This is a genomic window from Parahoeflea alexandrii, from assembly GCF_027214025.1.
Classification (GTDB): domain Bacteria; phylum Pseudomonadota; class Alphaproteobacteria; order Rhizobiales; family Rhizobiaceae; genus Hoeflea; species Hoeflea alexandrii_A.
Map to the genome: position 1 here is coordinate 824,266 of NZ_JAPWHB010000002.1, position 12,652 is coordinate 836,917.

At 62.8% G+C, this 12,652-nt stretch carries 10 protein-coding genes and 1 riboswitch; of the genes, 4 read left to right on the forward strand and 6 right to left on the reverse strand.

All coding sequences use genetic code 11. The features are described 5' to 3' along the window. Positions 1–6: 6 nt before the first annotated feature. The 6 genes from cobN to O4H62_RS10175 form a co-directional block, all read right to left on the reverse strand. Positions 7–3,948, reverse strand: a complete 3,942-nt coding sequence (gene cobN, locus O4H62_RS10150) for a cobaltochelatase subunit CobN (protein ID WP_269387436.1) — start codon at positions 3,946–3,948, stop codon at positions 7–9. A 5-nt stretch (positions 3,949–3,953) separates the two neighbouring features. Then, positions 3,954–5,009 (reverse strand): cobalamin biosynthesis protein CobW, encoded by a 1,056-nt coding sequence (cobW, locus tag O4H62_RS10155; protein ID WP_269387438.1) that lies wholly within the window; start codon positions 5,007–5,009, stop codon positions 3,954–3,956. A gap of 4 nt (positions 5,010–5,013) precedes the next feature. Continuing rightward, on the reverse strand, positions 5,014–5,538 hold the full coding sequence (gene cobU, locus O4H62_RS10160) for a bifunctional adenosylcobinamide kinase/adenosylcobinamide-phosphate guanylyltransferase (protein WP_269387439.1): 525 nt from the start codon (positions 5,536–5,538) through the stop codon (positions 5,014–5,016). Positions 5,539–5,545: 7 nt separating this feature from the next. After that, entirely contained in the window at positions 5,546–6,301 is a 756-nt protein-coding gene (locus tag O4H62_RS10165) for a CbtA family protein (protein ID WP_269387440.1), read from the reverse strand. Between the two features lie 12 nt (positions 6,302–6,313). Next, a complete protein-coding gene (locus O4H62_RS10170; protein WP_269387441.1) occupies positions 6,314–6,493 on the reverse strand; it encodes a CbtB domain-containing protein in 180 nt (59 codons plus the stop codon). A 49-nt stretch (positions 6,494–6,542) separates the two neighbouring features. Further along, a riboswitch (cobalamin riboswitch) is annotated at positions 6,543–6,917 on the reverse strand. Between the two features lie 50 nt (positions 6,918–6,967). Then, positions 6,968–8,434 carry a cobyric acid synthase gene (locus tag O4H62_RS10175; protein WP_430538404.1) on the reverse strand — a complete coding sequence of 489 codons (1,467 nt, stop codon included), beginning with the start codon at positions 8,432–8,434 and terminating at the stop codon, positions 6,968–6,970. On the opposite strand from O4H62_RS10175, the gene O4H62_RS10180 reads away from it, so the two are divergent. The 4 genes from O4H62_RS10180 (at position 8,433) to O4H62_RS10195 (ending at position 12,564) form a co-directional block, all read left to right on the forward strand. Next, entirely contained in the window at positions 8,433–8,798 is a 366-nt protein-coding gene (locus O4H62_RS10180) for a hypothetical protein (RefSeq protein ID WP_269387442.1), read from the forward strand. The two genes, O4H62_RS10175 and O4H62_RS10180, sit on opposite strands and share 2 nt — an antisense overlap. A gap of 624 nt (positions 8,799–9,422) precedes the next feature. Then, positions 9,423–10,430 (forward strand): ABC transporter substrate-binding protein, encoded by a 1,008-nt coding sequence (locus O4H62_RS10185; protein ID WP_269387443.1) that lies wholly within the window; start codon positions 9,423–9,425, stop codon positions 10,428–10,430. 201 nt (positions 10,431–10,631) lie between these two features. After that, positions 10,632–11,519: an ABC transporter permease gene (locus tag O4H62_RS10190; RefSeq protein ID WP_269387445.1), complete on the forward strand. Its 888-nt coding sequence runs from the start codon at positions 10,632–10,634 to the stop codon at positions 11,517–11,519. Continuing rightward, complete coding sequence (locus O4H62_RS10195) at positions 11,512–12,564, forward strand: quaternary amine ABC transporter ATP-binding protein (RefSeq protein ID WP_269387446.1); 1,053 nt, start codon at positions 11,512–11,514, stop codon at positions 12,562–12,564. The genes O4H62_RS10190 and O4H62_RS10195 overlap by 8 nt, the downstream gene beginning before the upstream one ends. The last annotated feature ends 88 nt before the right edge of the window (positions 12,565–12,652 follow it).

The following is a 12,652-nucleotide window of genomic DNA, read 5'->3' on the forward strand; positions in this document are numbered from 1 at the left end:
GCAGCCTTATTCACGCCCGGGCGCTTGTCCCGCCAGTTCGCCAAGCGCAAACTTGGCCGAATTGCTCTTCGGCGTCCACAGCCCGCGCTCGATCGCCTCTTCGAATTTCGCCGCCATTTCCTGAAGCGCATCGGGGTTCTTGTCGCGCAGGAAGGCGAGCGTCTCCTCGTCCATCAGGTAGGCCTGGTAGACCGCGTCGAAATGCGCGTCGCGCACCGCCCCGGTGGTCGCGGCAAAGGCGAACAGGTAATCCACCGTCGCCGCCATTTCGAAGGCGCCCTTGTAGCCGTGCCGCTTGACGCCATCGATCCACTTCGGATTGACCGCGCGGCCGCGCACCACACGCGCAATTTCTTCTTCCAGCGAACGGATCACCGGACGTTCGGGCCGGGAATGGTCGTTGTGATAGATCGCAGGCCGCGTGCCCCTTGCTGCTTCCACCGCGGCCGTCATGCCACCCTCGAACTGGTAGTAGTCGTCGGAATCGAGGAGGTCATGCTCGCGGTTGTCCTGGTTCTGCACCACCGCCTCCACCGTCGAGAGCCGCTGTTCGAAGAGCTTGTGCGCCGCCTGCCCCTCTTCGCCCGCGCCATAGGCATAGCCGCCCCAGACGACGAAGGCCTCGGCCAGGTCGCTGCGGTCGGTCCAGCCGCCCTCGTCGATCAGCGCCTGCAGTCCGGCGCCATAAGCACCCGGCTTTGAACCGAACACCCGGAACGAGGCCCGGCGATAGGCCTCTGCTTCGCTCATCCCGGCCTCGACCAGCCGCGCGCTTTCGGCCCTCGCCCGCGCCGCAAGCGGATTGTCGGCCGCATCCTCGTCAAGTGCCGCCACCGCGCGCACCGCCCGGTCAAACAGCGAGATCTGGTCGGGAAACGCATCCCGGAAAAAGCCCGAAATCCTCAAGGTCACGTCGACGCGCGGCCGGTTCATCATCGCCAGCGGAATGATCTCGTAGCCGGTCACCCGCCGCGAAGCCGGGTCCCACAGCGGCTTGGCGCCGATCAGCGCCAGCGCCTGCGCGATGTCGTCACCGCCGGTGCGCATGTTTGACGTACCCCATGCGGTCAGCGCCATCGAGGTCGGCCATTCGCCATGATCCTGCACGTGGCGGGTGACCAGGAGCTCCGCCGATTTCCGGCCAAGCTCCCAGGCCGCCGGCGTCGGCACCGCGCGGCTGTCGACCGAATAGAAATTCCGCCCCGTCGGCAGCACATCCGGCCGCCCCCGCGTCGGTGCGCCCGATGGTCCAGGGGCCACGAACCGTCCGTCGAGTGCGGTGAGAAGTCCGTCGATCTCCGCGGCTCCACAGGCCTCGACCGACGGCTTGATCCGCTGTTCGATCTCCTCCATCACCGCCCGCGTCTCAGCCCAGCCGTCCGACACCGGTGTGCGCCCCGAGACCAGGTCGATCGCCAGCAGCTCGATGCGCTCCACCGTATCGCCATTGCTGCGCCAGGGGTCGGCGGAGACGGCTTGCAGCTCTGCCGGCCTGGGACCGGTCCAGGGATCGGCCATGGCGCAGTCGAGCGGATCGAACGAAGCCCCCTCCCCACCCCCTCCCCACACGGGGGAGGGGCTCGGCTCAGCATTCCCGGGGCGGTCTCGGAGACCCTTTGGCGTCTGAGACTGCGGATCGTCTGTAACATCATTTACTGGCGACACAGCTGCCTGAACTTTTGGTGCGATGGCACGACCTGCTAGCCCCTCCCCCTTGTGGGGAGGGGTTGGGGAGGGGTCTTTCTTGGACAACCCCAGATCACGCGCGATCGCCCGGTGCAGGCTATCCTCGCCAGGCCCCTCGCCGCGTTTGATCCGCGCCAGCGCCACCGTCAGGTCGGTCAACAATCCACCCTCCGGCGATTTGCCGAAAATGTGCAGCCCGTCGCGGATCTGCATTTCCTTGAGGTCGCACAGCCAGGCGTCGAGCTTTTCAAGCGCCAGGTCATCGTCATCGCCCGGTGCGATCCCTGCGTCCGCATCAAGCCCGATGTCGCGCACCAGATCGAGGATCTGGCCCTTAAGCAGCTTCAGCCGTCGCGGATCGTGGCCCGATGCCTCGTAATATTCATCGACCAGCGCTTCCAGATCCTTGAGCGGGCCGTAGCTTTCCGCCCGTGTCAGCGGCGGCGTCAGATGATCGATGATGACGGCCGAAGTGCGCCGCTTGGCCTGCGTCCCCTCGCCCGGATCGTTGACGATGAACGGATAGACATGCGGTGTCGGCCCGAGCACGGCTTCGGGGAAACACGCGCGGGAAAGTGCCAGCGCTTTCCCCGGCAGCCATTCGAGATTGCCGTGCTTGCCCATGTGGATGACGGCATGCACATCGAATTGCTCCCGCAGCCACGCATAGAAGGCGAAATAGCCATGCGGCGGCACCAGGTCCGGCGCGTGATAGCTTGCCTTCGGATCGATGTTGTAGCCGCGCGCCGGCTGGATGCCGACAACCACATGGCCAAAACGCAACAGCCCGAGACGGAAGGCTCCGTCTCGAAAGAACGGATCGTCCTCCGGGCGGCCCCAACGCTCATACACTGCATCCCTGATTGACGGATCGAGTGTTTCGAAGAAAGCCTGGTATGCATCAAGCGCCAGTTGCTCGCCGCCTTCACGGTCAGCGCGGTTCGCATTGGTCGGCCCGGCCTTCAGCGCCGTCACCAGCGCATCCCCATCGGCGGGCAGGTCACCGGTTTGATACCCGGCCGCCGCCATCGCGCGCAGCACTTCCACCGTGCCCGCCGGCGTATCGAGCCCGACACCGTTGGCGATGCGGCCATCACGATTCGGATAGTTGGCCAGCACGATCGCCACTCGCCGCTCGGCCGCCTCGGTACGCCGCAACCTTGCCCAGCGTGAAGCCAGCTCGGCGACAAACCGCACCCGGTCAGGTTCCGGCGCATGGGTGACGATGTTGGCTTCGACCGTCTCGTCAAACCGCGCCGCCGACTTGAACGACACCGCCCGGCTCAGGACCCGGCCGTCAACCTCCGGCAATGCCACATGCATCGCCAGGTCGCGCGATGTCAGGCCCTGCTGCGATCCGGCCCAGGCCTCGCGCCCGCCGCCGGCAAACACCGCCTGCAGCACCGGAGCGCCGGTCGATTCGAGCACGGTGCCCCTGGTCGCGCCGCCCGGCGAAGACACCGCGAACCCGGTTGCGTTGATCACCACGTCCGGCGCGGCATCGGAAAAGATCGCTTCGACCGTCCCCACCGAAACCGGATCCTTGAGGCTCGAGACGAACACCGGCAGCGCATTGATGCCCTGATCCGCCAGCGCCTCGCACAGGGCTGCGACAGGGGCGGTCTGGCCGCTCTGCACCAGCGCCCGGTAAAAGCAGATCGCAGCCACCGGCGCGCCATCCCGCCAGCCCTTGCGAAGGTCCGCCAGCGTGGGGTTGGACGCGCCCGGATGCCACAGCCCCGCCTTCAGCAGCGGAGCGGCAGGCGCGGGCCGTTCGCCGCCGGAGATCAGTGCTTCGGCAAACTCGATGAGCCCGCGCGCATTCTCCGCGCCGCCTTCGATCAGGTAGGCCCACAATTGCTCGCGCGCTTCCCTGTCCAGCGTCGACAATGGCTCCAGCCCCGGGTCGGGCCGGTCATCGCCGGGAAGTGCTGCGATCTGGAAACCATGCGCAACCGAGGCCGCATGCAGGCTTTCAAGCGCATAGGAGAAATAGCTGGCGCCGCCGAGCGCCCGCACGATCACCAGCTTGGCATGCCGCGCCATCTTGGCAACGAAGGTGTCGACCGACATCGGGTGCTTGAGATCGGAAAGGCTTGCCAGCCGCCATTTCAGCCGCCCGGTTGTCTGCCGTGCGGCGGCTACGCTCGCAAGTTCGGTATCCGCCGCGCTCAGAAACAGGATGTCGCCGGGCGACTGGCCCAGATCGACGGCCTCGTCGCCATCGCTCAGGCTTCCTTTCTGCGCGACAAGAAGATGCATCCCGCTTAGCCGGCCAGCGCGGCCAGGCTCGCGCGGATTGCCGCCTCGTCGATGTCATGCAGGCCGATCACCACCAGCCGGGTTTCGCGGGCCTCGCCGCCGGCCCAAGGCCGGTCGAAATGCGTGTCGATGCGGCTGCCGACGGCCTGCACCACCATCCGCATCGGCTTGCCCGCCATGTCGGCAAAGCCCTTGAGCCGCAGGATGTCATGGGTGACGATCAGTGCCTTGAGACCTTCGGTAAACGCCTTTGCATCACTGATCGGCCCAAGTTCGACAACGAAGCTCTTGAACTCGTCATGATCATGCTCGTGGCCATCCGCGTGGTGCAGCTCGTGGTGCGACTTGCGGTTGGCGATGTCGTCTTCGGTGCCGATCCCGAGACCGAGCAGCACTTCCGGCGCCACTTCCCCCTGCCGGGCCTCGACGAAGATCGGCCGACGCGACATATGATCGGAAATCCCGGCGCGGACGCCTGCGAGATCAGAAGCGCTGACCAGGTCGGCCTTGTTGAGAATGATCAGGTCGGCGGCTGTCAGCTGGTCCTCGAACAACTCCTCGAGCGGGCTTTCGTGATCGAGCCCTTCATCCGCCTGGCGCTGTGCGTCGAGCTTGTCGTGATCATGGGCGAAGCGGCCTGCGGCGACCGCGGCGCTGTCGACCACCGTGACCACGCCGTCGACCGTCACCTGCGTCTTGATGCCCGGCCAGTTGAACGCCGCCACCAGCGGCTGCGGCAAGGCCAGACCGGACGTCTCGATGACGATGTGATCGGGGCGGTTCTCGCGCGCCAGCAGCTTCTCCATGGTCGGGATGAAGTCGTCGGCGACCGTACAGCAGATGCAGCCATTGTTGAGCTCGACGATGTCGTCCTCGCTGCACACCTCGTCGCCGCAGCCCTTGAGCACGTCGCCATCGACCCCGAGATCGCCGAACTCGTTGATGATCAGCGCAATCCTCTTGCCCTTGGCATTGGCCAGCATGTGCCGGATCAGCGTGGTCTTGCCGGCGCCGAGAAAGCCGGTGATCACGGTGGCGGGAATTTTCGAACCATTCAACATCGGGTCAACCCTTCATCTTCATTGGCAGGCCGGCGGCGACGAAATAGACCTCGTCGGCCAGTCTTGCGATTGATTGGTGGAGGCGGCCGGCATGATCGCGAAACGCGCGCGCCATGGCGTTGTCAGGCACAATGCCGAGACCCACCTCATTCGATACGAAGACCACCGGCCCTTTCAGCAAAGGCAGCGATCCGGAAAGTTCGGCAAACGCGGCGTCGAGATCGTGCTCGCCGAGCATCAGATTGGTGACCCACAGGGTCAGGCAGTCGACGAGGACCGGACGATCGGCGCGCGCATTCTCAGCGAGCGCCCCGGCCAGTTCGACAGGCGCCTCGACGGTTTCCCATCCTGCTCCGCGCCGGTCCTGATGCGTCGTGATGCGCGCGCGCATTTCATCGTCCCAGGCCTGGCCTGTCGCAAGGTAAAGCCTTGACTCAGAAGCCTGCTCGACCAGACCTTCGGCAAAGGCGGACTTGCCCGAGCGCGCCCCGCCGAGCACAAGCGTCACCGCTGGCAGATTGCCCGTCACGCCCCGGTCACGCTTCTGCGTCCCTGGGAATTCGGGACAGGAAAAATCCCAGCAGACCACCGAGCAACAGCCAGAAGAACAATGTGGTTGCGAGCGACGCAGCCGCATAGGCCGAGGCGATATAGGCGGGAACTTCGCTCGAAAGATCCTCAGGCACCGGTGATCCCCACACATGCGGCGCAACGATGATGACGACACCAAGCACCTTGACCAGCCATTCCGGCCGCATCGTCAGACACCAGACCCCGATTGCGGAAGCCAGCACGGCAATCATCCACCAGGCCTGCCGGTCGCCGAGATCGGCGTAGGGAAACCCCGGCACCGCCGGCGGCAGGCTCATCGCGGGCGCAAGCTGGACGCAGAACCATGCAGCCGTCCCGAGCAGCACGCCTCGCACCACGCCGTCACGGCCTGCCGGGAACTCGAGCCCCGCGAGCAGCGCCACGGCTGCCAGCATCAGCGCAAAGCCGGCGCCGGCAACCAGGTTGGCAAGAATTGTATCGCCCAGCCGACCAAGACCGAGCATGGAGCCGTCATCCTCGCTGCCGGAGCCGTGCGCACCTGCGTCATGGCTGTGACCGGCGGACTCCGTGTCTTCTGCCGTGCCTGCATCAGCCGTACCGTGATGGTGTCCGGCTTCGCCATCCTCATAGGCCTCGGCCTGCATGATCAGCGGAATCGTCTTGACATATTGGGCGGGCGTTATTGCCATACCGGCAATCAGCCCGGCGGCCAGAGCCGCCAGGAGCAACCTGACAATCATGAGATCAATTCCTTAGTGGCAGGGAAAGCCGTAGGAATGACGGGTGTCGTGCGCCGCATCGTGCAGCGTCTGCGAGTTGGCAAGGCCAACCCCGAACACCAGAATGGAACCGATGACCAGAGCCATCAGGCCGGCAACGGTGCGTGCGCCGTTACGATCGGTCAGGGAAAGCGAAACAGATTTAGCAGTCATGACAACCTCCGTGAATGACTTCGGGAAAACATTCTCCCAAAGGTCCGGCTCTCAACCGGTGCGAATGGCAGGTCTCCTGGCTCACGGGTCGCGTCGACGTTGCCGTCGAACATCGGCTGATATCGGCCTTCCCAACGTTGAGGCGGTCATGAAAACGGGACGATTCGTAGACAAAGAGGCGTCCGCGCCGATTGATCATGCCGCCACGTCAGTGGCTTGTCCGGTCCGGAAGCTTCAGGTTGACGGAACGGCACCATTGCCCTCCGCTACACTGCCCTTCCAGGGCCGGTGATATCTGCCTCGCCGCTCTACAGTCGCGGGGTCGGCTGCGATAAGGATGCCCTGATTGGGTCCACCCCGTCGCATTCCCTTTTGATCCTGAAAACCAACTTGGGTTTCTGGAACCATTCGAACCTCAACTGATAGGCCGCACACTGCGGACTGTCAATCGAGACTGCGCCATCGCGCGATCCGTCAGCGACGCATCAGTGCGGATGTCTGCATCAGGCGCTCGAACCCGACGAGACGGTCAAGCTCGGCGGCGATATCATCCAGCGCCGCATCGACATCGGCGCGATAATTGGTTTCGCCACCGCGGATTCCGAACTCGGCCAGCAACCTCGCGCGATAGGCGTCTGAATCGAACAGGCCGTGCAAATAGGTTCCCGACACCTTGCCGTCGGGCGAAATCGCGCCGTCCGGACGTCCGTCGAGAAACGTCATCGGCCGGGCGCTGTCCGGGCCGTGGCTGACGCCGAGGTGGATCTCGTAGCCGGACAGATCGACGTCGTGCTCGGCCGAGCGCGCCTGGATGTTGCGGACGGTCTTCTCGGGCGCCATTTCGGTCTCGATGTCGAGCAGACCGAGCCCTTCGACGACCCGGTCTTCGCCTTCGAGCCCGAGCGGGTCGCTGACCCTGCGCCCCAGCATCTGGTAGCCGCCGCAAATGCCGATGATCCGCCCGCCGCGCCGCTGATGCGCGAGCAGATCGGCGTCCCAGCCCTGTCGGCGGAAATCGGCCAGGTCGGAAATCGTCGATTTCGATCCCGGCAGGATCACCAGAGCGGCATCTTCGGGCAGCCGCTCGCCTGGACGCACGAACGCCAACTCCACATCCGGCTCGGCCTTGAGCGGATCGAAATCGTCGAAATTGGCGATCCGCGACAACACCGGCACCGCGATCTTGAGCCCGCGCTTGGCGCCCTGAACCAACCGCTCGAGCGCAACCGAATCCTCCGCCGGCAGCCGCGCCGCGGCCTTCAACCAGGGCACGACGCCCAGGCAGGACCAGCCGGTGAAACCGCCGACGGCGGCGATGCCGTCGTCAAACAGGCTGACATCGCCGCGGAACTTGTTGATCAGATAACCCGCGACCATCGCCCGGTCTTCATCCGGAAGGATCGTGTGCGTGCCGACGATCGACGCGATCACTCCACCGCGGTCAATATCGCCGACAAGAACGACCGGAACACCGGCCAATGTCGCAAACCCCATATTGGCGATGTCGCCAGCCCTCAGGTTGATTTCCGCCGGCGAGCCGGCGCCCTCCACCAGCACCAGATCCGCCTCGGCGCTGACGCGGCCGAAACTCTCCATCACCGCCGCCATCAGCTGTGGCTTGAGTTTCTGGTAATCGCGGCCCCGGGCATGGCCGAAGACCCTTCCCTGCACCACCACCTGCGAGCCGGTTTCCGACTGCGGCTTGAGCAGCACCGGGTTCATGTGCACGCTCGGCGGCACCCGGCAGGCCAACGCCTGCAGCCATTGCGCCCGTCCGATTTCGCCGCCGTCGTCGGCAACGGCGGCGTTGTTGGACATGTTTTGCGGCTTGAACGGACGAACCTTCAGGCCGTGATTTGCCGACAGCCGGCAAAAGCCCGCAACCAGCACGGTCTTGCCGACATCCGACCCTGTACCCTGAAACATCAATGCCCTTGTCATGGAGCCGTCGATAGCACCGCGGACCGCGGATCAAAAGGGCTTTCGTGGCTCTCCCGGCAACCATTGCTTCACCCTGTTTTCGCAACTGCGGGAAATTCTTTTTGCGACATCTGAATTGCGACACGACGCGACGGTTTCGATGCAGCTTGGCGCTCGCGATGAGCATAGATCAGCCACAGATGGTGCTTGCCATTTGAAGAATGTCGTCAACACCAAACGGAAGGACATCGCCATGTTGTACGTATTCAACTCCGCCAATCGCGTTCAGATCGCATGGAACAGCGTGCTTCCGGCTCCGAAGGCAAACGAGAAGCCCCGTTCCGGCGCGCTCAACAACCTCATCCGTACACTTTCCGCCGGCTGAAGTGCCCTCCCGGAAACACCGGAAGCAATAAATTCAGACAGGCCGGATGCGCAAGCGTCCGGCCTTTTTCTTTTTTCCACAAGCTCTAAAATGCGAAGGCCGCCGGGCTCTTTCGATCCCGGCGGCCTGCCAAAATACACTGACGCCCTCACAAAAACGCGCGAGGGTCGCGACATCCCGGTACGCAATACCTGATCCGGGATGGTCGGCGGTTGTCCCCCGCCGTGCAAACAGGTTTAACCCGGACATCCTTACCGGAGGGTTATTGAAACCCTAAGCATTCGTGAATCCTGCGAATTATTTCGGCATACCCCTCACATATGATGCGCTGCACTACCGGTGACCGTCTGAATCACGAATTCTCGATGCTACGGTTGATTTCTTTCGCCAAGTCCTTACCCTGATAGACGGCATTTCAATTGGCCATTCGCCTTCGACAGAGTTCCGTTGGCTCAACTTGCGCCGTTTGATGTCGCCTTTGCGTCTTAGTTGGCGCTTGAAATGGTTTTCAATGACCATGAGGCGAATTGCCTTCAATTCCATCGGTGTCCGGTAATCAGCAGTGACCGGGTCTGCCGAAAAACGGAACAACCACTGCATCAATAAGACTGGGAGGTCTTACATATGAAGAAGCTTCTCGCTTCCACCGTCCTCGCCGTTGGCCTTATGGGCTTTGCCGGCGCAGCATCCGCTGAAGATTGCGGACGCGTAACCATCGCCAACATGAACTGGGCATCCGCCGAAGTTCTGGCCAATATCGACCAGATCATCCTTTCCGAAGGCTATGGCTGCGAAGCCGAACTGGTCGCCGGCGACACCACGCCGACGCTCACTTCCATGGTTGAAAAACAGGAGCCTGACGTTGCTCCCGAAGCCTGGATCAATTCGCTTCGCACCCTGCTCGATGCGGCCGTTGCAGAGGGCAAGCTGCACTATGCGTCCGAATCGCTCAGCGATGGCGGCGTCGAAGGCTGGTGGATCCCGAAATATTTCGCGGAAGCCCATCCGGAGATCAAGACGATTGATGACGCCTTGGCCAAGCCCGAGCTGTTCCCTGCCCCCGGCATGGAAAATGCCGGCAAGGGCGGCGTCTACAACTGCCCGGAAGGCTGGGGCTGCCGAATCATCACCACCAACCTGTTCAAGGCCTATGGCGCTGCGGACAAGGGCTGGGTAACGGTCGAAACCGGTTCCGCCGCGGGCCTCGACGGCTCGATCGCCAAGGCCTATGAGAGGGAAGAACCGTGGCTCGGCTACTACTGGGCCCCCACCGCAATCCTTGGCAAGTACGAAATGGTCAAGCTTGACCATGGCGTCGAGCACAACAAGGAAGAGTGGGACCGTTGCACCTCCATCACCGACTGCCCGGATCCCAAGAAGAACGCCTGGTCCAAGTCCGAAGTCTACACGGTCGTGACCGACAGCTTCAAGAAGCGCGCCGGTCCGGCCTATGACTACCTCGCATCCCGCAGCTGGCCCAACTCCACTGTCAACGGCTTGCTGGCATGGATGGCCGACAACCAGGCGACCGGTGAAGCCGGCGCTCGTCATTTCCTCAAGGAAAACGAAGACATCTGGACCAAGTGGGTCTCCCCGGAGGCGGCCGAAAAGGTCAAGAAAGCAGTGATGTAATCCATCGCAAACAATGTGGCGGGCTCCGGTCCGCCACATTTTTATCCAGATGATTGCGGTCGGGGAAGACAGCACCGCAACGGTCTGGAACCGCAACCGGGGGCAGCGACTAAAAGGAGCATTCATCTGGCCAAAGGCGGGTATGAATTGCTGATCGACTGATGACCGGCCAACAGAATTATCCGTATTTGGAGCGTCAATATGGACTGGCTCATAAAATTTCCCGCCATGGATACCGAGAGACTGACAGCCTTGAAAAAGGCGATCGATCTCGGTTTTCGCGATTTCACCCGTGCTTATGGCGATGTATTTGAAACAGCGCTCTATCCGGTGCAGTACTTCATGTATCGCGTCGAACAGCTGCTCACCACCTCGCCCTGGCCCCTGGTAATCCTGGCTTTCGCAGTGATTGCATGGCTGGCAAGCCGCAGTTGGAAAATCACCCTCGGTGTTGTCATCACGCTCTTGCTGATTGGCTATTTCGACATGTGGGAAGACACCATGAAGACCGTCGCGATGACGGTGGTGGCGACGATCATGGCGATTATTTTCGGCATACCCATCGGCATCCTGATGGGGCGCTCGGACCGGGTCCAGGCAATCCTCAATCCGATCCTCGACGTGATGCAGACCATGCCGAGTTTCGTCTATCTCATTCCGGTGGTCATGCTGCTCGGTATCGGTCGCGTCCCTGGCCTGATCGCGGTGATGGTCTACGCCATTCCACCGATCATCCGCCTGACCAATCTCGGCATAAGGCTCGTCGACAAGGATGTGCTTGAGGCAGCCGACGCCTTCGGCTCATCCAACTGGCAACGCCTCAAGAACGTGCAGATGCCGCTGGCGCTGCCGACCATCATGGCCGGCGTCAACCAGACCATCATGATGGCGCTCGCCATGGTCGTGGTCGCCTCGATGATCGGCGTTCAGGGTCTCGGTCTGCCGGTGCTCAAAGCCATCGCCAACCAGTACTTCACGCTGGGTATTTTCAACGGCCTCGCCATTGTCGGCATTGCCATCATTTTCGACCGCACCAGCCAGGCCTATGGCAAGCGGCTGCAGAAGCACCTGGAGGTGGTACATGGCTGAGCAAGAATCCGGCATCGGAATAAACGTCCGCAATCTCTACAAGATATTCGGCGCCAATCCGGATGCCTATATCGACGCCGTCAAGGGCGGCATGACCAAGGCCGAACTCAACGAAAAGCACAACCATGTGCTGGGCCTCAAGGACATCAATATCGATATGCCCGGCGGCGGCATCCAGGTGGTCATGGGCCTGTCCGGCTCGGGCAAGTCGACGCTGATCCGCCATATCAACCGGCTGATCGACCCGACCGCGGGCGAAGTCATCGTCGGCGACGAGGATGTGGTCAAGATGAACGAGGCGCAACTGCGCGAGTTCCGCCGCCACAAGACCGCGATGGTGTTTCAGAAGTTTGCGCTTCTGCCGCACCGCACGGTGCTTGAAAACACCGTCTACGGCCTGGAAATCCAGGGCGTCCCCCGCGAAGAGCAGGAAAAGCAGGCACGCGGCTGGATTTCCCGCGTCGGGCTCGACGGCTTCGAGGACAATTATCCCAACCAGCTTTCGGGCGGCATGCAGCAGCGTGTCGGCCTCGCCCGCGCCCTGACCAACGACGCGCCGATCCTGCTGATGGACGAAGCCTTCTCGGCGCTCGATCCGCTGATCCGCATGGACATGCAGACGGTCCTGCTCGATCTGCAGAAGGAAATCCGCAAGACCATCGTCTTCATCACCCACGATCTCGACGAGGCGCTGCGGCTCGGAGACCGCATCGCCATCCTGCGCGATGGCGAGGTGGTCCAGCAGGGCACCAAGCAGGAAATCGTGCTGCGTCCGGCGGACGAGTACATTTCGAGCTTCGTGCGCGAGGTCAACCGCGGCCGGGTCATTTCGGTCGACATGGTGATGACACCGCTTTCCGGCGAACCCCAGGGCATGCCGGTGAAGCTGGGCACCGTGCTTGAAGTTGCAGCCAAGAAAATGACCGACAGCAATGTCCCCATGGCGCATGTCACGGATGCGGACGGCAAGCCGGTCGGTGCGCTGGGCATTAATGAGGTCATCTCGGCAATGGTGACGCCGGTCGATCACGAGACTGCCGCCTGATCTCCGTCTGCCGGGACCAGGGGTCCGGCAAAACGCAGGTTTCAGCCAATGGCCACACCCCGCCGGCGACGCGATTGCCGGCGGGGTT